This window comes from Sorangium sp. So ce375 (assembly GCF_051473855.1).
Taxonomy (GTDB): domain Bacteria; phylum Myxococcota_A; class Polyangia; order Polyangiales; family Polyangiaceae; genus Sorangium.
On the sequence record NZ_CP150335.1, the window covers coordinates 8,688,530 to 8,709,634 of the forward strand.

At 71.6% G+C, this 21,105-nt stretch carries 18 protein-coding genes; 6 read left to right on the forward strand and 12 right to left on the reverse strand.

Annotated elements, in window-relative coordinates:
- Positions 1–15: 15 nt before the first annotated feature.
- From WME90_RS32270 to frr, 3 genes are all read right to left on the reverse strand, one after another.
- Positions 16–879, reverse strand: coding sequence for a Stp1/IreP family PP2C-type Ser/Thr phosphatase (locus tag WME90_RS32270; RefSeq protein WP_437275880.1), 864 nt, complete (start codon positions 877–879; stop codon positions 16–18).
- A 76-nt stretch (positions 880–955) separates the two neighbouring features.
- Positions 956–1,150 carry a hypothetical protein gene (locus tag WME90_RS32275; RefSeq protein WP_437275881.1) on the reverse strand — a complete coding sequence of 65 codons (195 nt, stop codon included), beginning with the start codon at positions 1,148–1,150 and terminating at the stop codon, positions 956–958.
- A gap of 346 nt (positions 1,151–1,496) precedes the next feature.
- Entirely contained in the window at positions 1,497–2,054 is a 558-nt protein-coding gene (frr, locus tag WME90_RS32280; RefSeq protein ID WP_437275882.1) for a ribosome recycling factor, read from the reverse strand.
- 391 nt (positions 2,055–2,445) lie between these two features.
- On the opposite strand from frr, the gene WME90_RS32285 reads away from it, so the two are divergent.
- The 5 genes from WME90_RS32285 (at position 2,446) to WME90_RS32305 (ending at position 8,403) form a co-directional block, all read left to right on the forward strand.
- A complete protein-coding gene (locus WME90_RS32285; RefSeq protein ID WP_437275883.1) occupies positions 2,446–3,930 on the forward strand; it encodes a sigma-54-dependent transcriptional regulator in 1,485 nt (494 codons plus the stop codon).
- 139 nt (positions 3,931–4,069) lie between these two features.
- Positions 4,070–4,543 (forward strand): peroxiredoxin, encoded by a 474-nt coding sequence (locus WME90_RS32290; RefSeq protein ID WP_437275884.1) that lies wholly within the window; start codon positions 4,070–4,072, stop codon positions 4,541–4,543.
- Positions 4,540–5,208: a DNA-3-methyladenine glycosylase gene (locus tag WME90_RS32295; RefSeq protein WP_437275885.1), complete on the forward strand. Its 669-nt coding sequence runs from the start codon at positions 4,540–4,542 to the stop codon at positions 5,206–5,208. The genes WME90_RS32290 and WME90_RS32295 overlap by 4 nt, the downstream gene beginning before the upstream one ends.
- A gap of 68 nt (positions 5,209–5,276) precedes the next feature.
- Positions 5,277–6,482 carry a hypothetical protein gene (locus WME90_RS32300; RefSeq protein ID WP_437275886.1) on the forward strand — a complete coding sequence of 402 codons (1,206 nt, stop codon included), beginning with the start codon at positions 5,277–5,279 and terminating at the stop codon, positions 6,480–6,482.
- A 58-nt stretch (positions 6,483–6,540) separates the two neighbouring features.
- Positions 6,541–8,403, forward strand: a complete 1,863-nt coding sequence (locus tag WME90_RS32305) for a DUF885 domain-containing protein (RefSeq protein WP_437275887.1) — start codon at positions 6,541–6,543, stop codon at positions 8,401–8,403.
- Between the two features lie 42 nt (positions 8,404–8,445).
- Here the strand turns inward: WME90_RS32305 and WME90_RS32310 are convergent, their stop codons facing one another.
- From WME90_RS32310 to WME90_RS32325, 4 genes are all read right to left on the reverse strand, one after another.
- The gene (locus WME90_RS32310) at positions 8,446–10,038 is read right to left on the reverse strand and encodes a peptide chain release factor 3 (RefSeq protein WP_437283684.1); all 1,593 of its coding nucleotides are present in this window, start codon (positions 10,036–10,038) and stop codon (positions 8,446–8,448) included.
- Positions 10,039–10,482: 444 nt separating this feature from the next.
- Positions 10,483–11,151, reverse strand: coding sequence for a hypothetical protein (locus tag WME90_RS32315; protein WP_437275888.1), 669 nt, complete (start codon positions 11,149–11,151; stop codon positions 10,483–10,485).
- Positions 11,152–11,334: 183 nt separating this feature from the next.
- Positions 11,335–13,164: an NAD(P)/FAD-dependent oxidoreductase gene (locus tag WME90_RS32320; RefSeq protein ID WP_437275889.1), complete on the reverse strand. Its 1,830-nt coding sequence runs from the start codon at positions 13,162–13,164 to the stop codon at positions 11,335–11,337.
- Between the two features lie 11 nt (positions 13,165–13,175).
- Positions 13,176–14,507, reverse strand: a complete 1,332-nt coding sequence (locus tag WME90_RS32325) for a wax ester/triacylglycerol synthase domain-containing protein (protein WP_437275890.1) — start codon at positions 14,505–14,507, stop codon at positions 13,176–13,178.
- Between the two features lie 178 nt (positions 14,508–14,685).
- On the opposite strand from WME90_RS32325, the gene WME90_RS32330 reads away from it, so the two are divergent.
- Positions 14,686–15,624 (forward strand): LysR family transcriptional regulator, encoded by a 939-nt coding sequence (locus tag WME90_RS32330; protein ID WP_437275891.1) that lies wholly within the window; start codon positions 14,686–14,688, stop codon positions 15,622–15,624.
- Positions 15,625–15,673: 49 nt separating this feature from the next.
- Here the strand turns inward: WME90_RS32330 and WME90_RS32335 are convergent, their stop codons facing one another.
- The 5 genes from WME90_RS32335 to pilM all read right to left on the reverse strand — a co-directional run bounded on the left by WME90_RS32335 (position 15,674) and on the right by pilM (position 21,077).
- On the reverse strand, positions 15,674–17,998 hold the full coding sequence (locus WME90_RS32335; protein WP_437275892.1) for a type IV pilus secretin PilQ: 2,325 nt from the start codon (positions 17,996–17,998) through the stop codon (positions 15,674–15,676).
- An 88-nt stretch (positions 17,999–18,086) separates the two neighbouring features.
- Positions 18,087–18,743, reverse strand: coding sequence for a pilus assembly protein PilP (locus WME90_RS32340; protein ID WP_437275893.1), 657 nt, complete (start codon positions 18,741–18,743; stop codon positions 18,087–18,089).
- Positions 18,740–19,375 carry a type 4a pilus biogenesis protein PilO gene (locus tag WME90_RS32345; RefSeq protein WP_437275894.1) on the reverse strand — a complete coding sequence of 212 codons (636 nt, stop codon included), beginning with the start codon at positions 19,373–19,375 and terminating at the stop codon, positions 18,740–18,742. Before WME90_RS32345 ends, WME90_RS32340 begins: the two co-directional genes overlap by 4 nt.
- Complete coding sequence (locus WME90_RS32350; protein ID WP_437275895.1) at positions 19,375–20,019, reverse strand: PilN domain-containing protein; 645 nt, start codon at positions 20,017–20,019, stop codon at positions 19,375–19,377. The genes WME90_RS32345 and WME90_RS32350 overlap by 1 nt, the downstream gene beginning before the upstream one ends.
- Complete coding sequence (pilM, locus tag WME90_RS32355) at positions 20,016–21,077, reverse strand: type IV pilus assembly protein PilM (RefSeq protein ID WP_012238809.1); 1,062 nt, start codon at positions 21,075–21,077, stop codon at positions 20,016–20,018. Before pilM ends, WME90_RS32350 begins: the two co-directional genes overlap by 4 nt.
- Positions 21,078–21,105 lie beyond the last annotated feature (28 nt).

The following is a 21,105-nucleotide window of genomic DNA, read 5'->3' on the forward strand; positions in this document are numbered from 1 at the left end:
GGGGCGCCCCGCGCGTCAGCTCTTCTCGGAGCGCGAGGCCGATATCGCCGGGACCGTCGACCGGTCGCCCATGCTGACCTGCTGCGAGTCGGCGGGCGGGCCGATCGTCGCGCTGTTCGGGAGCGCGACGTCGTCCTGTTCGTCGATCCGGATCACGAGCGCCGTGATGTTGTCCTCCCCGCCGTTCTCGTTCGCCTTGGCGATGAGGCGGCGGCACATCTCCGGGACCTCCTCGGTCGAGCTCACGATGTGGAGGATCTGGTCGTCCGAGAGCATCCCGCTCAGGCCGTCGGAGCAGAGCAGGTAGACATCGCCGGGCTGCGGCTCGTCGCTGATCAGATCCACGGAGACGCTGTCGTGCATCCCGAGCGCGCGGGTGATGACGTTGCGAGGGAGCTCGGCCCGCTGCTCCTCGGTGAGCTCGGGCATCGCCATGATGTAGTCGTTGAACAGCGAGTGATCGCGCGTCAGCTGGCTGATCGAGCCCTTGCGGACGCGGTACGCGCGGCTGTCGCCGACGTGGCCGACGTAGATCCGGTTCTTCTTCTTCGAGAAGAGCGCCCCGACGACCGTCGTGCCCATCCCGGCGCAGTCGCGCGATCGGATGCTGCGCTCGAAGATCTGGCGGTTGGCGACCCGGATGCCCGCCTGGAGCCGGTTCTCCTCCTCCGACAGGCTGGTGTCGAAGTGGAATGGCCAGGTGGCGTCCTCCCGCGACGTGGACCGGAAGAAGTCCGCGATGGACTCGGTCGCCAGCTTGCTGGCTACGTCCCCCGCGCGGTGGCCCCCCATGCCGTCCGCGACGATGAACAGGTCGTACTCCGACAGGACGGCGTAGCTGTCCTCGTTGTGGTCGCGTTGGAGACCAACGTCCGTCATTCCTGAAGCGATCGCTCGCATAACCTCGGGAATCCTTGAGACGGCTCCGGGCCTTCGGCTTCGAACACCAACCATTTCACGCTAGCGAAAACCTGTCAAGCAGGGCCTCTCGCACCGTAATGGGCGTCTTCAGAGTCTTCACGTTCACGTTCGTCTTCACGTTCGCGTTCGCCTTCACGTTCGTCTTCACGTTCGCGTTCGCGCGCGCCCACTCGCCGACCTTCCTGATCCTACCGACTCCGACCGGGGGGACCGCAAGCCTCTTTTTCACTTCTTCGCTTCACGGGACGGTCTGTTGTGGGCTGGGCTGGACCCGGACGCGCCTCGTGGGTTCAGGCGCGCCTCGTGGGCCCGGGCGCGCCTCGTGGCGCTCGGGCGCGCCTCGTGGCGCTCGGACGCAAGCGAAGGCGCGCCGGGGGTCGTGGGTCGTGTGACGGCAGGACAGCAAGGCTACGGGCGTCTCCGGGCCAGGCTCGGCGCGGCGCACGCGGCGTCGCCACGCGCCTTGCGTTTGCCCTGAAGGCGATGGCCTCCACCGCGCGCTGCCTCGGGACGGGAGCCTCACCGGGACAGGGGCTTGGCTCGGTCGCCGACGCCCGCCCGGCCGAGGACCCCGCTCACACGTCCAGAATGTCCTTTTCCTTGCCCGCGATCACCGTGTCGACCAGCTTCGTTCCCTCGGCCACCACGTCGTCGACCTTCTTCTTGGCCCGGTCGGCCTCGTCGCCGCTGACGTCGCCGTCCTTCTCGAGCGAGTCGATCATCTCGTTCGCGTCCCGGCGGTGCTTCCGGATGGCAACTTTACAGTCCTCTCCGTTCTTCTTCGTCAGCTTCACCATCTCCTTGCGCCGCTCCTCCGTCAGCGGCGGGATCGGCAGCCGGATGAGATCCGCATCCACCTGGGGATTCAGCCCGAGATCGCTCTCCCGGATCGCCTTCTCGATCGCCTTCACCTGGTTCTTCTCCCAGGGCTTGACGCTGATGAGCCGCGGCTCCGGCACGGACACCGTGGCCATCTGCACGATCGGCGTAGGCACCCCGTAGTAGTCGACGCGGATGCCGTCGAGCATGGCCGCGTTCGCGCGCCCGGTGCGCACCTTCGACAGGTCCCGCCGGAGAGCTTCGATGGCCTTCTCGATCCCTTCGCGCAGCTCCTTGATGACGTCCTCGAGCATGATCCGGCTTCCTCCGTGTGGGGCTCGCCCAGCCCGCCCTCTTCGCGGGCGGGCGCGGAGCTTACCGCGTATTTCCGGGCCGGCGGAGAAATCGATCCATCCGACGCCGCCGGCGTCGTGGTCGGAAGAGCGCTCGCCTCCGCCTGAGCGCAAGCAGACGCGCACGCGCACGAGCGCCGCCGTCCCACCCGCCCGGCGCGGCAGGCGCGGAGGCCGACGCGCGCCCGGGCGGCGCGACGCGGGGCGGCGTGACGCGGAGGCACCGCAGGGTGCGCGGCGGCGCTCGGGCGCGCGGGCGCGCGGCGGGAGCGCCGCGCTGGCGGCCGAACGCGCCACCTCCGCTGTCACGATCGCGCCGAGCTGTAGTAACTCTGGAAGGCAGGGCGACCCGATGCGCGATCTGGACTGGAACAGCTTCGACGTCCTCGTCGTCGATGACGAGCAGGACAACCTCGACGCGTTCCGGTTCGCCTTCAGGAAGTCGTTCAAGATCCATTACGCGCTGGGCGGCGCCGAGGCCCTCTCGCTCCTCGATCGGCTCGACCCTGCGGTGATCGTGGCGGATCAGCGAATGCCGGGGATGAGCGGTATCGAGTTCCTCAAGCAGGCGAAGGAGCGGCGACCGGACGCCGCGGGCGTGCTGCTCACGGCCTACGCGGACATGACGGTGCTCATCGACGCGGTCAACTCGGGCGCCGTCGACCGGTACGTCCAGAAGCCCTGGAACTCGAAGGAGCTCGCCGTCATCCTCCGGCAGGCCATCGCCGGGGTCGCCACCCTCCGGGAGAACCGGCGGCTGCGCGAGCAGCTCGCGCAGTACGCGGGTTATCTCGAGCGCGAGCAGCGGGACCCGATCGATTTCGGCGAGATCGCCGGCGAGAGCGAGGCCATGCGCGAGGTCGCCGCCCGGATCGGCGAGGTGGCGAAGGCGGCCACACACGTGCTGATCGAGGGCGAGGAAGGGGCGGAGAAGGAGGTCGTCGCCCGGGCGATCCACGTGGGCTCCCCGCGGGAAGAGCAGCCGTTCGTCAAGGTGACGTGCGCCGCGTTCCGCGGCGACGCGCTCGAGCGCGAGCTGTTCGGCTGGCGGCGAGGCGCCTTCGACGGCGCGTTCGCCGAGCGCGCAGGCCGGCTCGAGCTCGCCCACCGGGGGACGATCTACCTCGACGAGCCGGCGCCGCTCACGCCCTCGCTCCAGGCGCGGCTGCTCCGCGTGCTCACCGACGGCGAGGTGGAGCGGCTCGGGTCGACGGAGACCACGCGCGTCGACGTGCGCGTCGTGCTGTCGCTCACGCCCGGCATCGACGACGCCTGGGCGCGCGCGGGCGTGCTGCCGGAGCTCGTCTCCCGGCTCTCGGTGTTCCCGCTCAGGCTGCCGCCGCTCCGGGAGCGGCGCGAGGACATCCGCGCCCTCGCCGAGCACTTCCTGCGCAAGGTCGCGCGGCGCAACGCCCGCGCGGCCACCGCGCTCTCGGAGGAGGCGATCGCGAAGCTCACGGCCTACGCGTGGCCGGGGAACACGCGGGAGCTGGAGAACGTGGTGGAGCGCGCCGCCATCCTGTCGCGCGGCGACGTCATCCTGCCCGAGCACCTCGCGTTCACGGCGCGCCCTCCGCCGGCCGAGCCGCCCGCGCGCGCGCCGAAGGCCGCCGCGACGGCGGAGCCGGAGGTGGACCCGGCCGGAAAGGCGCCCGCCGCGCCGGCGTGCGCGCGGCCGAGGCTCGATCTGAGCTCCCAGCTCGACGACATCGAGCGGCGGGAGCTCCTCGCCGCCCTGGACCGCTGCGGAGGGAACAAGGCGGAGGTCGCGCGGCAGTTCGGCATGCAGCGCACGACCCTCTATTACAGACTGAAGCGGCTCGGAATCGACACGTGACCCGTGACACACGACACGTGACGCGACCTGACGTGACCCGTGACACACGACACGTGACGCGACCTGAAGACCCCGCTGGAACGCCGCGGTGGGTGACCCCAGTCGACGACGGCGGCGACTTGCGGCAGATTGCGTCGGCATGCTGAAGGTCGGCGAGCGCGCGCCGGAGATCGACACGCTGGCCATCGACGGCCAGCGCTTCGTGCTGTCCGCGCAGGGGGGTCTCTGCACGGTCGTGTACTTCTTCCCGAAGGCCTTCACGCCCCACTGCACCGTCGAGGCCCAGCTCTTCCGCGACAACCACGCCGAGATCGCGCTCGCGGGCGCCAGCATCGTCGGCGTCAGCACCGACGACCACACGACGCAGTGCCGGTTCGCCGAGGCGCAGAAGGTCCCTTACCCGATGATCGCCGACCGCGATCGCAGCGTGTGCCGCGCCTACGGCGTCCTCTGGCCGCTCATCGGCATCGCCCGGCGGATCACTTACGTCATCACGCCCTCCCTGGAGATCGCGGCGGTCTTCCACCACGAGCTCCAGGCCAAGAAGCACCGCGACGACGTGCTCTCGTTCATCGACGAGCGCTTCCGGGCGGCGCGTCCCCCCGAGGGATGAGCCCGGAGCCCGCCGTGCATCCCACGCTCGAGCCCCCCGCGCCCAGCGAAGTTGCCGAGCTCCTCGAAGGAGCGGCGCCGCTGCCGCGTGACTTCTACGCTCGCCCCGCGCTCATCGTCGCGCGAGCGTGCATCGGCAAGGTGCTCGTCCACACGACGCCCGAGGGCACCGCCGCCGGACGCATCGTCGAGACCGAGGCCTACCGCGGCCCGAACGATCTCGCCGCGCACAGCGCGGGCGGGCGACGGACCGTGCGGACGGAGGTCATGTTCGGCCCGGCGGGTTATGCCTACATGTTCCAGCTCTACGGCATGCACTGGGCGTTCAACATCGTGGTGGCCTCGGAGGGAGAGCCGCACGCGGTGCTCATCCGCGCGATCGAGCCGCTCATCGGCCTCCCTCTCATGAGCCTCCGGCGGGGCGTCGCGCCTGGGCGGATCGAGCTCACGAACGGGCCGGGGAAGCTGTGCAAGGCGCTCGGGCTCGACCGCTCCGCGTACGGGATGGATGTCTGCGGAGCGCAGCTCTCGCTGCTCCCCGGCGCGGCGGGACCCATCGGAAGGTCTCCTCGCATCAACGTCGACTATGCAGGTGCATGGGCGAAGAAGCCGTGGCGATTCTACGAGCGCGGCAATCGCTATGTCTCCGTTCCTCCTCGCCATTGAGCGGACGTGAGGGCGCGAGCGCTCGAAGCGCTCGCGCGCGGGCCCAGGATCGCGCGACAATGGCGCGCATGGGATTCTGGCCTTTCGGGGGGCGTGAACCTGCCAACGTCGAGAGCGCGTCGCAGGTCGTCACGGCAGACACGCGTCGGGAGACCGTGCGGGGAAAGTTAACGCTCTATTTCAAGGAGCCGCAGACGCGCAGCTCCGCGGACAGGGCCGCGGAGCGGTGCGCTCAGCTCGCCGGGGACCTGCTGCGCGAGACCGCAGAGCAGGAGGCGCTCCTCGGCAAGGAGGCGGAGCTCGCCGCGGCGATCGCGGCCCGCGCGCCGCGCGGCATCCCGGCGCTGCGCGCGATCGAGCTCGCGTCGCTGCACGTCGTGGCCGATCGCACCACGCAGTCGCGACGCAGCGGGCCGGCGCCGGCGCCGCCGTCCATCCAGGAGCCCGCGCGGACCGCCGGCTCACGCACGCCGTCGAACAGACCGCCGCCGCCAGGCAGCGTAGGCCGGCCCACCGGCGTGCCGCCGGCCAGCAGCCGCGGCTTCGTGCAGGCCCCCGGCGCGCCGCCGTCGGTCGGTCGCAACACGCCGTCGAGCATCCCGCCGCCCATCAGCGTGCGCTCGCCGCCGAGCTCCGGCGCGTACCGCGCCCGCGGCGGGGGTGCGGGCGCAGCGCGGGGGTCGAGCCCGGGGCTCATCGGCTCGCCCCCCACCGTGATCGCGGCCGCGCTCTCGCCGCTCCTGCGCGACGCGTCCACGCGGCTGCTCCTCGGGTGTCTGCGGGCACACGATCTGATCATCGTGCGCCGTGTCGCGATCGATCCGGGCGCCGCCGAGCAGCTGGCGGCGCTGCTGCCCGTCTCCGAGGCGCCGCCGGGCGAGTTCGAGGCGAGCCGGGCCGCCGAGCTCTCCCGCTGGCACACGGCGCTCGGCTCGCCCGTGATCAGCCAGCTGCGCACGGAGTCGTGCGCGATCAGCGCGCAGAAGGCCCGCGTCGCGCTGGGCGCCGCGCAGATCGCGCCGGGCGTCGCGGGGGAGCTGATCGACGCGCTCTGCCGCACCGCCTTCCCGGGCCTCGCGCTCTCGAGCGCCCACATCGATCGGTACGCGGAGCAGGATCTGAACGAGCTGGCGGCCGAGAGCATGGCGCGCATCCTCCGGCACCCGAACTCGAAGCAGCTCCGCCTCGCGCTCGGCCCCCTGCTCGACGCGGTGCACGGCGACGTGGACGGCATCTCCCGCCTCGCGAAGGCCTCCCTCGGCAGCGCGCCCTGAGGCCGATGCTGCCCCTCGGCACGTTCCCTTCTCGGCGCGCTGGCGCTAGGAGGCGCAGGTGCGACACCATGGTCCCTTCGATGCGCTCTCTTTCGCCCGCAGATCGCTCCGCGGCCACCTCCCCCTGCTCATCGCGCTGCTCTGCGCGTGCGGGTCGACCGAGCCCGCCGTCCCGCCGCCCGCAGGGCCCGTCACGAAGGTGGCCGTCGTGAGCCCGGCCGACGCCCGGCCCGGAGCCGCGGGCGCGGAGGCCGGCGCCGAGCAGGCGCTCGCGGCCTTGTCGGCGCGCGTGCTCGAGGGCTACCTGCGCGACGAGCCGGTCCGCGCCACCGAGGCGGGAGACCACCGGTACGACGCCGTGTGGCCGGACATCTCCGAGCAGGGCGAGGCGGCGCGCCGGCGCACGATCGAGGCGGCGCTGGCCGAGCTCGGGGCGCTGCCCGCGGCGAGCCTGGGCGTCGAGAGCCGCGTCGACGCGGCGATGATGGAGAACCAGCTGCGCTCCTGGCTGTTCGCGATCGACGAGCTCCGCGAGGCGACGTGGAACCCGATGGTGTACACCGGCCTCATCGGCGACGGGCTCGACCCCCTGATCACGAGGAGCTTCGCGCCGCTCGAGGAGCGCCTGCGCAGCCTCGGGGGTCGCCTCTCGGGCGTCCCCGCGCTCGTCCAGGCCGCGCAGCGGCGCCTCACGGCGGCGCCGCCGCGCATCCACACCGAGACGGCGATCGCGCAGAACAAGGGGCTCATCGCGCTCTGCAAGGCCGATCTACCGGCGCTGTTCGCGTCGGTCCCGGCGCAGCGGGCCGAGCTCGACGCGGCCGCGAGCGCGGCGGCGGCGGCGCTCGAGGGCTTCGAGGCGTTCCTCGAGAAGGACCTGCTCCCGAGGAGCGACGGCGACTTCCGGCTGGGCCGCGCGCGCTTCGAGAAGAAGCTCCGCTTCACGCTGGACGACGCGGCCACCGACGTCGACGGCGTGGTCGCGAGCGCGCGCGCGCTGCTCGCGGCGACGCACGACGAGATGCTCGAGACCTCGAGGGAGCTCTGGCCGGCGCTCTTCGGGAAGCAGCCCTTCCCGAGGGTCGAGGCGCACGACGAGAAGATGGCCGCGATCAGGAAGGTGCTCGACGCGCTCGCCGCCGATCACCCGACGAACGCGACCATCGTGAAGGCGTCGGAGAAGCTCCTCGCGGAGGCGACCGACTTCGTCCGCGCGCGCGACCTCGTCCGCATCCCGGACGAGCCCTGCCGGGTGATCGAGATGCCCGAGTACCGCCGCGGCGTCGCGATCGCCTACTGCGACGCGTCCGGCCCGCTCGAGGCGAAGCAGGAGACGTTCTTCGCGATCGCGCCGACGCCCAAGGACTGGCCGAAGGCGCGCGTGGACTCGTTCTACCGCGAGTACAACACGAGCATGCTGGCCGACCTCACCGTCCACGAGGCGATGCCGGGCCACTTCCTGCAGCTCATGCACAACAACGAGTTCCCCTCGAAATTCCGCGCGGTCTTCTCGAGCGGCTCGTTCGTCGAGGGGTGGGCGGTCTACACCGAGTGGCTGATGGCCCACCACGGCTTCGGCGGCCCGAAGGTGCGGATGCAGCGCCAGAAGATGGTGCTGCGCCTGTCGGTGAACGCGATCCTCGACCACGGGGTGCACGCGGGCGCGATGAGCGAAGGGGAGGCGCTGGCGCTCATGACGAAGGAGGCCTTCCAGGAGGAAGGCGAGGCCGTCGGCAAGTGGCGGCGCGCCCGGCTCACGAGCGCGCAGCTCACCACGTACTTCCACGGCTTCACCGAGATGATGCGCCTGCGCGCCGAGCACGAGCGCAAGCCGGGCTTCACCGAGCGCGCCTACCACGACCGCCTGCTCAGCCACGGCTCGCCGTCCGTGCGGCACCTCCCGGCGCTGCTCGCGGAGTAGCGGCGATCCGCGCGCGGCAAAAGGGCCGCGCGCGGCGGAAGGTCATACTGGAGTGATCGAGCCGCCGAGCTCGACGAAGCGCGCCTTGGGGAACGCCTTCTGGCAGGACTCGAGCTGCCAGTCGCCCTTGAAGAGCACGACCGGGTTGCCGTGCACGTCGAGGGCGCCGTAGCCGTAGAGGTTCGACTCGAGCTCGGCGAGGGGCACCGGCTCGCCCTCGACCCAGCGGGCCAGGCTGAACGAGAGCCGCTCGATCCTGGCGTCGACGCCGTACTCGGCCGAAAGGCGGTGCTTCACGACGTCGAACTGGAGCTCGCCGACGACCCCCAGGATCGCCTCGCCCTCCCGCCCCTCCGGCGGCCGGAAGAGCTGGACCGAGCCCTCCTGCGCGAGCTGCTCGAGCCCCTTCTTGAGCTGCTTGCGCTTCATGGGATCGATCATGAGGACGCGGGCGAACTGCTCCGGGGGGAACTGCGGCAGCGGGGCGTACTTCACGGGCGAGCCGCTGCACAGCGAATCGCCGATGAGGAAGAGCCCCGGGTCGAAGACGCCGATGATGTCGCCCGCGAAGCCGTCCTCCACGAGCGTGCGCTCCTGGGCCATGAACTGCACCGGGTTTGTGAGCCGGATGTCGCGGTCGAGGCGGACGTGGTGCACCTTCATCCCGCGCTCGTAGCGGCCGGAGCAGACGCGGAGGAACGCGATCCTGTCGCGGTGGGCCCGGTCCATGTTCGCCTGGATCTTGAAGACGAACGCGGTGAAGCGGTCGTCGTCCGGCGCGATGGGGCCCTTGTCGCTGCCGCGCGGCGCGGGCGGGGGCATGAGCTCGATGAAGGCGTCCAGGAACTGCGGCAGGCCGAAGTTCGTGATGGCGCTGCCGAAGAACATCGGCGTGACCTCGCCGCGGGCGAGCTTGTCGCGATCGAGCGCGTCGCCGGCGGCGTCGATGAGCTCGATGTCCTCGCGCAGCTGGCGGGCGCCCTCTTCGTCGAGCGCCTCGACGAGCTCGGGCGCGTCGAGCGACACGACCTCCATCGGGGCGATCTCGGCGCCGTGCGCGACGAGCTCGAAGAGGAACACCTGCTTGCGCTCGCGGTGGTAAACGCCGCGGAATTTGCCGCCCGCCGAGATGGGCCAGGTGACCGGGTAGACGCCGATGCCGAGGACCTCCTCGACCTCGCCGATCAGCTCGAACGGGTCGCGCCCGGGGCGATCGAGCTTGTTGACGAAGGTGAAGATCGGCATCTGCCGGAGCTTGCAGACGCGGAAGAGCTTCTTCGTCTGCGTCTCGACGCCCTTCGCGCAGTCGAGGATCATGATGGCGGCGTCGGTCGCCATGAGCGCGCGGTAGGTGTCCTCGCTGAAGTCGGCGTGGCCGGGGGTGTCGACCAGGCTCAGGAGCCGACCCTTGTACGGGAACTGGAGGACGCTCGTGGAGATGGAGATGCCGCGCTCGCGCTCCATCTCCATCCAGTCACTGACGGCGTGGGCACGCGCCTTCTTCGCCTTCACGGCGCCGGCGAGCTGGATGGCACCTCCGTAAAGCAGGAGCTTTTCGGTGAGGGTGGTCTTGCCAGCGTCGGGGTGGGAGATGATCGCGAACGTCTTTCGACGGGCGATCTCGCGGGTGAGCATCGGGTCGGGCACGGCGGCGCGGCAGGATAGAGTCCGCGCGGGCTGCGTCAACCCACGGGGCGACGGAGCCAGGGCGGGCGGGGGTGGCGCGCGAGCGGGCGGCGGGGGGCCTCCCACGAACTCGGGCCTTTTGGAGGGCTATTGCCGCACTGGACGGAGCCAGGGCGGGCGGGGGTGGCGCGCGAGCGGGCGGCGGGGGTCCCCCCACGAACTCGGGCCTTTTGGGGGGCTATTGCCGCACTGGACGGGAGACACGATCCGGGAGGTGGGAGCTGCGATGCGGGCCGGCCCTCGGGTTCGTGGGGCCCACCCCCGCCGCCCGCTCGCGCGCCACCCCCGCCCGCCCTGGCTCTTTGTAAGGGGGTATTTTTAAGGGAAGGGCCGCGATGCGGGGCGGCGCTTTGTCGCGCCGTGGACGCCTGCTCGGCGGGGCGCGGGGGAGCGTTATTTCGGGGCGCGCAGGGAGAGGGTGACGGTGACGCCCACAGGGTCGGAGCTGGGCGTGCCGATGGGCTTGTTCTTGAGGAGCTGACGGATGCAGCGCTGCGCCTCGGAGGTCACGCCGCGGGAGTCGAGGATCTCGACCCCCTCGGCGCGGCCGCGCACACGGACCAGGAACTGGACCTTGATGCTGCCCGATACGCCGGAGAGGCCGCCATTGTCGGCAACACACTTCGCAAGATCAGGGGCGACCTTTTCGAGGCGCTTGGCCACGTTCGGAACGTCGCCGTTCATGAACTCGGGCTCCTTGATCTCCACGAGCGGAGGCGGGGCCGACACGATCGAAGCGTCAGGCACGCCGCCGTCGATGGGGCCGGCGTCGCCGGGAGCGCCGCCGTCGGGCGGGGGGGCGCCACCGTCAGGCGGCGGGGCGCCGCCGTCGGACGGCGGCTCGGGCTGCGGAGGCGGCGGGAGCCAGCCGGCGTCCGCCTCGCCCGGCTCAAGGCACCGGACGAAGCCACGGTGCGGGTCCTCCAGCGCGCCGTGCGGACACCGCGGACCGGCGCCCGCGTCGGGCGTCGCGGCGGTGATCCACCCCTGCTCCGGTGGCTCCTGCCGCGGCGGCGCGCCGCCCTCGGCGACCGCACCCACGCACGCGCCGACGGCGGTCATCGACAACGCCACGGAGACCACCCACTGACCCAGACGCCCACCTGCTGCTCTCCACCGCATCGGCCGCTGTGATACTGCGGAACGGACGCGCGTACAGGGGAAACCGCGGGGGCGCCCGTCGAGGCAGCGCGAGGCGCCCGCCGCTGCGGCGACGACCAGACCCGGAGAGCCGACGAGAGGGGCTCAGAGAGCGATATGCGCGAGCGATCCCGCCGAGGCGTCCCAGAGCGCCCGCGCGCGGGACAGGGCGTCCGCGCGCGCCTGGGTCCCCTCGGCAGGCCCTGTGACCGAGATCACGCCGGCCGGGCCGAGCTCGATCCGCTCGATCCCCGCGTCCGGGAGCTCGTCTCGGAGCTCCTTCGTCATCCGCTCGCCGATGCGCTGGAGGAGGCGAGCGAGCCGCTCGGGCGTGATGTCCCGGAACACGAGCACCTGCGGGAGGGTGAGCTCCGAGACGAGGCGGGCGCGATCGGAGAGGCCCTGCTCGCCGAGCCGCCTCTCGATGAGCGCGGCGAACACGCTCCCGTACGCTCGGTCGACCTGCTCCCGCCGGAACCGCTCGTCGATCGCCGGCCCGAGCCGCGTCTCCAGCTGCGCGACGCCGTTCAGCCCGTTGGCGAAGCGCCCCTCGTTCTGCGCGAAGTACTCCCCGCGCGCGCGCAGGTCGCTCGCCAGCGAGGTGAGGTGCTCGCCCATCGTCGAGAGGGCGCGCAGCACGAGATCGGTGAACCTGAGCTCCTCCCGGATCCAGCCCACGTCCGTCACACGATCGGCCATGAACGGCCAGACGACGAGGTTGTAGTAGTTGTTGAAGTCGAGCAGGTACTTCAACCGGTAGAGCTCGAAGCAGCCGAACACCGGATACATGCGCTCATAGAGCCGGAGCGTGCTGTCGTACTTGAACCGGTAGTACGCGTCGTACGCCGCGACCTTCTCCTCGAACCCGGCGCGATCGCCGCGCACGTCGGAGAGGATCATCTGCGTGATGAACTCGTTCGCGGTCGCGATGAAATCGGATCCTGGGCTGTAGAAGGGGTCGGTGAACGCGCCTGCCTCGCCGGTGACGGCGTAACGGTCTGTCGAGAAGTACTGCTCCGCGTGGTACGGCAGGTGGGCATAGCTCTGGAAGTCCTCGAGCTCTGCCCCCTCGAGCAGCTCGCGCGCGGCGCGGTGGGCGCCCAGGAAGCGCTCGAACTCCGCGCGCGTGCGCGGCCCGGGCAGCGCCCCGGCCGGCGCGTTCCCCGCGCCGATCCGGTCCTTGTCGAACACGACGCCCACGCTCATCAGGTCGCCGGCGAGCGGGATGAACCAGATCCAGTACCCGTCGTACATGAAGTGGTTCGTCGACAGGTGGCGCGACGTGTACCGCGCGCGCGACCGCCACGCCGCGTCGGTCACCGCGTCGAGCCCCGCGACGCCGCGGTAGCGCCCCCACGCGGCCGCCGTGTTGAGCCGCGCCTCCTTGTGCACCTTCACGCCGAGCTTGCGGAAGAGCACGTGCCGCCGCCCCGAGGCGTCGCACACCCAGCGGCAGGCGACCTCGCGCCGCTCGCCGCCCTGCTCGTAGACGATCTTGTGCCGCCCGCGCCCGTCGATCGCGACGTCGACCACCTTGGCGCCGAGCTCGACATCGGCGCCCGCGGCGCGGTTCATGGTCACGAGATCGCGCTCCAGCCGCGCGCGCTCGAGCTGGAAGCTCGGGTGGAACGGCATGTGGTCGGAGCCGATCTCGCTCATCCGGGGCAGCGGGAGGTCCTTGCCCGGAGAGTCGAAGAAGAAGCGGAGCCCGTTCTTGGGCAGCTGGTGCTGGTAGAGGTACGTGCCGAGGTTCAGCCGGCGAACCATGTAGTTCGCCGCGACCTCCACCGTGCTCTCGCCGACCTTGTAGTCCTCCATGGCCTCGGCGGCCTCGAGCACGAGGACCCCGAGGTCGGGGCACGCGAGGCGGAGCTGCCGCGCGAGGAAGCCGCCGGCGATGCCGCTGCCGATGATGACGATATCGAACGTGCGCATGACCCTGGCCCTTATACCCCGCCCGGCGGCCCGGGCTCGCCGAGCAGCTCGGCGCGGAGCGCCTCCGGCATCGCCGAGGCCTCGTCCGGACGGAGCAGCCCGTCGCCGTGGACGATCGACGCCGAGAGGCGACCGCCGAAGCGGCTGAAGATCACCTGGAAGCCCGGCGGCGCGACGACCGCGGGCAGCGGGTACGCCGAGCGAACCGGGAGCCCCGCGAACCGCTCCACCGTCACCGCGCCCGGGTTCGAGACGATCAGCGAGGCGAGCTCGCCATGGAAGGGCTGATCCCCCAGCCAGCGGTAGATCGGGCCGGGGAGCCAGCGCGCCAGATCGAGCGCGGCGATCATGGCGAGATCGAGCCTGTCGCGCACCATGGCGCGCTGCTGCTCGGCCAGGCGGGCCACCGCGCGCGCGTCGTCGCGGAGCTCGTCGCGGCCGAGCGAGAGCAGGGCCATCGTGAGGTGATTGCCGAAGAGCCGCCGCGTCCCCCCCTTGGGGTCGAGCGAGAGGGGCAGCGGGATCACGTGGTGCGGCGGGGCGAAGCCGCGCTCCGCGAGCGCCCGGTCGGCGAGCCGCGTCGCCGCGATCAGCATGAGGCTCGTCTCGGCGAGCCGCGCGCGCTGGCGCACCCGGAGATCGAAGGCGCGGGTCTCCTCCGCCGAGAGCGTGAGCCGGAGGACGCGAGAGGCCGAGGGCCGCACCCCCGGACAGGCGCGCGCGAGCGACAGGATGGGCGCGCGGCCGAGCGCCAGCACGTGGGCCTTGTACGCGCGCGCCAGCGCGATCCGCTCGTCGCGGCTCATGGCGGCCAGCAGGCGCTCCGGCGCGTCGTGCCGCTCCTGCCGCGGCGGCGGGTCGTCGGGCGCGTCGCCGCTCCCGGAGCCCAGCCAGGCCGCGAGCCGATCCGCGCCCCTGCCGTCCGTCAGCGCATGGTGATGGCGGAGCACGACCGTATCGCCGCTGCCCACCTCGCGCACGACGTCGAGCGCCCACGGCCGCTCCGCGGAGATCCGATCCCCGAGCAGCACCTCGATGTGCGCCGCGCGCTCGCGCTCGCCCGCCACCTCGTGGAGGCGCGGCCCGGGGGCGCGCCGGTGGTGATCGACGACCCAGCGGGGGCGCCCCGCCCGCCCGAGCACGCTGTTGTCCAGCCGGAACCGGAGCTCGGGCAGCGCCCGGGTCGCGCGCTCCAGCCGCGCCGCGAGCCGCGCCAGATCGAGGCGGCCGTCGAGCTCGATCACGAACAGGCAATGATTGCCCGCCTGGCCGCGCGATCGCATGGCGCGATCGTTCATGAGGTGAAAGAAGTCGATCCCCCCGAGCAGAACGGGCGATGTCATGGTCTCCGCGAGGCGCCGCCAGTCAGGGGGGAGCCGCGGGCGACCCTAGCAGCCACGCGGGCCACACGACAGCGCCCGCAGGCGCGGGATCGCGCCTCCTCGCCACACCTGCCGCACGCCCCGCAAGAAAACGAAAGTATCCACATCGTGGATACATATTTAACAATATATTCTCTCTGTGAATCTTTCGTCGATCGACGTCAACCTGGTGATCGCGCTCGACGCCTTGCTCCAGGAGCGCAGCGTGACGCTCGCGGCCCGCCGGGTGGGCCTCAGCCAGCCCGCCATGAGCCACGCGCTGACGCGGCTGCGCGAGCTCTTCTCCGACCCGCTTCTCGTCCGGGTCGGCCGGCAGATGGCGCTCACCTCGCGCGCCGAGGCGATGACGCCGCAGGTCGCGGCGATCGTCCACGATCTCGCGGGCCTCTTCGGCGAGACGGCGCCGGCCTTCGACCCGGCCACGAGCGATCGCACCTTCCGGATCGCCGCCACGGAGTACGTGGAGCTCGTGCTCCTGCCGCGGCTCAACGCGGCGCTCGCGCAGGGCGGACCGAGGCTCGCGCTCCAGCTGCTCCCGCTCGACGCCCGCGTCGTCGACGCGCTCCGGAGCGGCGAGATCGATCTCGCGATCGGCGTCTTCCCGCAGGAGAGCCTCCCCTCCGACCTGCGCCGCGCGCCCCTCTTCGACGATCGCTTCGCCGGGCTCGCGCGCGCGAGCCACCCCACGGCGCGCGGGCACGTGGATCTCCAGACGTACGCGGCCCTCCCCCACGTCGTCGTCCCCAGGCGCGGCGCCCACGACGGGGCCGCGGACGATCTCATCGCGACGCGCGGCATCGCGCGCCACGAGGCCATGGTGGTGCCGCACGTGTTCCTCGTGCCGCACGCCATCGCGGCGTCGGACCTCGTGGCCACCGTGGCCACCCGCCTCGGCAGGGCGTTCTCGAGCCTGCTGGCGCTCCGCACCTTCGACCTGCCGTTCGAGCTGCCGCCCATCGAGATCGCGATGGCGTGGAACAGCCGGACCGAGGGCGATCCCGCGCGGGCGTGGCTGCGCGGCGCCGTGACGGAGACCCTCCCGAGCGCGCGGGAGCCGGCACGGCGCAAGCGCGCCTGATGGGTCGAGGGCGCGCCGCGCCTGGGGTCGAGGGCGCGCCGCGCCGGGGCTACCGGCCGAGCGCCTCGGCGCGGTTCACGATGCGCGGCGTGAGGAAGATGACGAGCTCGTTGCGGGTGTCGCTCGCGCGGCGTCGCTGGAAGAGGAGGCCGAGGATCGGGATGTCCCCGAAGAACGGCACCTGATCGAGGTTGCGGCCGGTGTTGCGGGTGAAGATCCCGCCGATCACCGCCGTGTGCCCGTCCATGATCAGGAGGTCGGTCTCCGCCTCGCGCTTCAGGATGGTGGGGTCGCCGCGGGCCGACGTCTGGTTGAAGTCCGGCTCGTCGCGGTTGATCTTCACGTGCATCGCGACGCTGCCGTCCGACGTGACGTGCGGCTTGACGAGCAGCTGGAGCTTGGCCTCCTGGAAGGTCGTCTGCACGCCCTGGGCGCTGATCTGAGAGAACGGGATCAGCGTCCCCTGGCTGATCCGCGCCTCCTTGTTGTCGAGCGTGAGGATGCGCGGGCTCGAGACGACCCGCAGCATGCCGCTCGCCTCGGCCGCGGAGAGCCGGACGCTGAGGTTGACGGTGTTGTTGATCGAGCCGAGCGTGAAGCCGAGCGCGCCGCCGGAGCCGGCGCCGACGACGGCCGGCAGGTTCACCGCGAAGTTCGGGTTGGAGACCTGGTTCGAGAACGGCGAGAGGCCGCCGGTCGGCGTGTTCGAGTCGGTCGCGCCGCCGGCGACGCCGATCGCCGAGGGGAAGACGAGCCCCGTCGGGTTCCCGGTCGCCGCGCTGAACGTCCCGTCGCCGCCCCACTGGATGCCGATGTCGCGCACGTAGCGGCTCGTCGCCTCCACCACGCGCGCCTCGATCAGCACCTGCGGCGTCTGCGTGTCGAGCGAGCGGACCAGCTCCTCGATCTGGTTCAGGTTCCCCGCAACGTCGCGCGCGATGAGCACGTTGGTCCGCTCGTCGACCGCGAGCGAGCCGCGCGGCGAGAGCATGTCCTTCGAGCGATCCTGGAGGTCCTTCGCGTCCGCGTAGTTGATCGGGATGAGCCGCGTCTCGAGCGGCGCGAGCTGGAGCTCGCTCTTGCGCCGCGCGATCGCGAGCTCCCGCTCCTTGTTGAGATCGGCGATCGGGGCGACGCGGATCATGTTGCCCTGCCGGACGACGCCGAGCCCCTTGGCCTGGAGAACCGTCTCGAGCGCCTGGTCCCACGGGACGTTGCGCATCCGGATGGTGACCGTCCCGGTCACGTTGTCGGCGGTCACGATGTTGACCCGCCCCACGTCGGAGATCAGCCGGAGGACGTTGTGGATGTCCGCGTCCTTCAGGTCGAGGTCGATGCGCCGCCCCGTGAACCGCCGCTGCTGCCCGGCGATCGCGGGCATGAAGGCGCCGGCCTGGTCGGGCTCGACGAGCGACTCCTGGCTGCTGGCCGCGCCCTCGAACGAGGTCTCCACCTTCGGCGCCCCGTCGTCGAGGACCGCCTCGCGCGCGACCGTGCGGGTCCGCCTCGCCGCGCCGCCGTCCGCGGCGATCCCCGAGAGCGTCGGGGGCAGCGCGCCCTTCGCGACGCTGAGCACGAGCGCGTTCCCCTCGCGCGCGACCACGCCCGAGGTGCCCTCGGCCTGCTCGACCTCGACGACGACCCTGGAGTCATCGCTGTTGCGCCGGAACGTCGAGATGGCCCGCACGGGGCCGCCGAAGGCGCCGACGTCGAGCTTGCGCTGGAGGGCGTCGGGGAGCCGGACGCCGCTGAGCTCGATGACGCGGCGCCCCCCCTTGCCGGTCGACTCGCGGTAGCTCGGGATCGACGAGAGCTCGATGATGACCCGATCGAGCGTCGCCTGATGCTCGAAGCGCACGTCGGTGATCGCCGCCGGCTCGCGCGCCGGCGCCGCCGCCGCGGGGCCGACCGGGGCGCGCGCCGCCATGGGCGCCGTCGCGTCGGCGGCGGCGAGCTCGATCACGAGCGCGCCCTGCTCGGCGCGGATCCGGTAGGCCGCCGGGCGCGCGAGCTGCACGAGCACCCGCGTCGTCCGCTGGGTCGCCTTGCCGAACCCCTGCGTCATCACCCCCGCCACGATCGCGTTGCCGCCCGTGATCGCGCCGGACGCCCCGCCCGCCTCCGCGCCCTCGAGATCGACGAGGAGCCGCTTGCCGCCGTCCGCGACCCGCGCCGAGAAGCGCGGCGCGCCGCTCGTCGCGACCACGATCTCGGCCTTGCCCTCCCCCGGCGCCGTGAGCCGGACGTCGCTGACCTTGATCGGGGCGGCGGCGTCTGCGTCTCCCGCAGGAGCGCCGAGGATCAACATCACCCCGAGTGCCGCAGCACGGCGAAGCGCGCCCCGCCTCGGGCGATAGTCTCGATTGCTCTTCATTGCACTCCCGCTTCGCGGTGACGCGAGATCTGCGTCACGCTGCCGGGAGGCTACTTCGGGTGCCCGGCGCGGGCCCAATTCGTGGCGTTCAAGGGGCGCCGAGGGCCGCCTCGCCCTCCTCGCCGAGCGGCCTCAGCGCGATCACGCGCGTGGTCGGCGGGATCTCCGGGTGCGACGGGTCCTCGCGGATGAAGACGACGTCGGAGTCGCGGATCCGATCGATGCGCCAGTTCACGGCCACGTCGACGCCCGTGGGGCCGCCCGCGTGAACGATCTCGGCCTTGCCGACGAAATCGCCCACCTTCACCACCCACCCGAGCCCCGTGGGATCGGTGAGCAGCGCGCGGGCGGGCGCGCGCGAGACGACGCCGACAAGCCTGAGCTCGTCGAGCGCGAAGCGATCCACGAGGACCTGCCGCTGGATCGTCACCCGCCCCCGCGCCTGCGTCGCGAAGAGCGACTCGAAGCTCCGGAACGGGTCGCGGCTCCGGTCGCTCTCGGAGAAGTCGGCCTCCTGGAACTCCCGGAGCGGCAGCGGCGGCAGCTCGGGCGCGCTGGCGGACGCGGCCGCGGAGGCGGCGCCGGCCGCGGGTGCGCGCGGCGGCGAGGCCGAGGCCATCGGCTGGGCTGCCGCGCCGGCCGGGTTGGGAGCGGCGGTCGGCGGATCCTCCCCGCACCCCGTGAGCGCGAGGGCCGCGGCGGTGGTCGCCCCGAGGGCGAGCAGCAGCATCCGGCCGACCTTCACCGGACACCTCCGCCGCGCCGCTTCACGCCGCTCGTCGGGGTCTCCCCGGCGCGCACGGCGCGGAACGCGGTCGCGAGGCACTCCACCTCGACCTCCACGTCGGTCCCCACGACCTTCGGCTCCTTGATCTGGACCTCCTCGAGATTGATGATGCGGTCGAGCTGCCCCACGCCGTGGAAGAACTTCGCCACCTGGTGGAACTTGCCGGAGAGCGTCAGCTTCATCGGCACCTTGGAGAAGAACTCCTGAGGGATCTCGTCGGTGGGGCTCCACGACGTCAGGTTGACGCCGGAGACGGTCGCGACGCCCTGGATGGCGGAGAGGAAGGCCGGCGTCTCGGACTCGTCCGGGAGGATCTTCTTCTGCTCGCGGCTCATCTGCTCGCGGCGGGTCTTCTCGTCGAGGTCCTTCTGGTAGGCGGCCTTCGACGCCTGCGCCTTTGTGAGCTCGGCCTGGAGCGAGCCCTGCTTCTGCACGGCGCCCTCGATCTGCGAGTCGACGTCGGCGTAGAAGCCGACGAAGTACAGGATGCCGACGAGCGCCGCGAAGAGCGCGCCGACGCCGAGCTTGGCGACCGTCGGCAGCCGGTCGAGCGCCGAGCCGGCCTGCGCGGGCATGGGCTTCGTGGCCATCAGTACCTCACCTTCAGCTGCAGCGCGAACGACACGAGCTCGAGCCGCGACGCCTTCTCGTTCTCCTTCTTCCCCGGGAGCAGCTGCACGTCGTAGAAATACGAGGACAGCTTCAGCCGCTGGGCGAGCTCGTAGACGTCGGTGCCGTCGCGCGCGAGCCCCTCGACGCGCACGGTCCGCTCGGACTCGACGTAGCTCGTGAGCCAGAGCCGCCGGCTGTCCCAGGAGGGGTTGTAGACGGCGAGCGGGTTCTCCTTGCGGAGCTGCGCGAGCTTGTCCGGGTCGGCGGTCGGCCCCTTGCCGTTCGTGAGCAGCTGCGCGAGCTCGAGGAGCACCGCCGTCGGCCCGCTGCGCGCGGCCTGGAGCTTCGCGATCGCGTCCTCGCGCGCGCGGAGCACCACGAGCGCCTTCTTGATCTCCTCGTGGTTCGCCACGAGCGTGCGGATGTCCTGGATCTGGCTCTGGAGCAGCGAGTTCTTCCGGTTCTGCTCCTCGAGCTCCTCGACCTTCGTCTGGTGGAAGAGGAAGAGCGCGACGATCTCGAGGATCACGACGCCGAGCGTGACGAGCAGCCACCGCTGGCTCGCCTGGGGCGCGGCCCCGCGCGTGCCGCGCCGCTGCGGCAGCAGGTTGACGCGAATCACGAGCGCTTCTCCCGGTCCTTGCGCATCGCGAGCCCGAGCGAGACGCAGAACTGCGCCGCCCGGAGCCGGAGCAGCTCCTGGTTGACTTCCTTCGCTTCCACGGTGATGCGCTCCATCGGCTGGATCAGCTCGACGGCCACCCGGGCGCGCCGCCCGATCGCGGCCGGCAGCGCCGGCAGGTTGGAGGAGCCGCCGGTCAGGTAGATGCGGTGCATGTCGCCCTCACCGCTGGTCGCCAGGAAGAAGTCGAGCGAGCGCTGGATCTCCCCCGCGATGGAGTCGCACACCTGCTCGATGGTCTCGATGACCTGCGCGGGCACGCCGCCCGGGCCCGAGGTCACGCTGGCGCACTTGAACTCCTCGGCCTGCTCGAAGCTGATCCCGAGCTTCCGCTGGATCTGCTCGGTGATGTAGTTGCCGCCGTTGCCGATGTCGCGGGTGAACGCGCTCGCGCCGCGCGACACGATGTTGATCGACGCGAGGCTCGCGCCGACGTTGATGATGGCGAACGTCTGGTCCGGCGGGATGCCGCGGTTCACCTCGAACAGGTTCTGGACGGTGAACGCGTCGATGTCGACCACCATGGGCTTGAGCTTCGCCGTCCTGGCGATCTGGGTGTAGTCGTTGATCTCGTCGCGCTTCGCGGCGACGAGCAGGAGGTCCATCTGCCCGGCCTCGGGGCGACGGCGCAGGACCTCGTAGTCGACGTGCACGTCCTTGATGTCGAAGGGGATGTGCTGCTCGGCCTCCCACTGGATCTGCTCGTCCAGCTCGGCGGCGGTCATGAGCGGCACCGTGATCTTGCGGATGATGACCGCCTGACCGCTGATGCTGAGCGCTATCTCGCGCTGGCGGATCTTGGCCTCGGAGAAGGCCCGGCCGAGCGCCTCGACGATGGCCTGCGCGTTCATGACGTGGCCGTCGACGATGGCCTGCGGCGCGAGCGGCGCGTAACCGAGCCGCACGAGGCCATAGCCCCTGCGACCTTCTTTGATCTGAGCGATCTTGATCGCGCTCGATCCGATATCGACCCCGATCAAGTTCTTGCCTTCCGACATCCCGTCCGTCCTGATCCGCGCCCAGCTG

Bases quoted from the DNA above. Each gene is read 5' to 3' on its own strand.
- WME90_RS32270 (WP_437275880.1), bottom strand. From the start codon at position 879: ATGACGGACGTTGGTCTCCAACGCGACCACAACGAGGACAGCTACGCC.
- WME90_RS32320 (WP_437275889.1), bottom strand. From the start codon at position 13,164: ATGCGCACGTTCGATATCGTCATCATCGGCAGCGGCATCGCCGGCGGC.
- WME90_RS32290 (WP_437275884.1), top strand. From the start codon at position 4,070: ATGCTGAAGGTCGGCGAGCGCGCGCCGGAGATCGACACGCTGGCCATC.
- WME90_RS32315 (WP_437275888.1), bottom strand. From the start codon at position 11,151: ATGACCGCCGTCGGCGCGTGCGTGGGTGCGGTCGCCGAGGGCGGCGCG.
- pilM (WP_012238809.1), bottom strand. From the start codon at position 21,077: ATGTCGGAAGGCAAGAACTTGATCGGGGTCGATATCGGATCGAGCGCG.
- frr (WP_437275882.1), bottom strand. From the start codon at position 2,054: ATGCTCGAGGACGTCATCAAGGAGCTGCGCGAAGGGATCGAGAAGGCC.
- WME90_RS32335 (WP_437275892.1), bottom strand. From the start codon at position 17,998: ATGAAGAGCAATCGAGACTATCGCCCGAGGCGGGGCGCGCTTCGCCGT.
- WME90_RS32295 (WP_437275885.1), top strand. From the start codon at position 4,540: ATGAGCCCGGAGCCCGCCGTGCATCCCACGCTCGAGCCCCCCGCGCCC.
- WME90_RS32345 (WP_437275894.1), bottom strand. From the start codon at position 19,375: ATGGCCACGAAGCCCATGCCCGCGCAGGCCGGCTCGGCGCTCGACCGG.
- WME90_RS32310 (WP_437283684.1), bottom strand. From the start codon at position 10,038: ATGCTCACCCGCGAGATCGCCCGTCGAAAGACGTTCGCGATCATCTCC.
- WME90_RS32325 (WP_437275890.1), bottom strand. From the start codon at position 14,507: ATGACATCGCCCGTTCTGCTCGGGGGGATCGACTTCTTTCACCTCATG.
- WME90_RS32300 (WP_437275886.1), top strand. From the start codon at position 5,277: ATGGGATTCTGGCCTTTCGGGGGGCGTGAACCTGCCAACGTCGAGAGC.
- WME90_RS32285 (WP_437275883.1), top strand. From the start codon at position 2,446: ATGCGCGATCTGGACTGGAACAGCTTCGACGTCCTCGTCGTCGATGAC.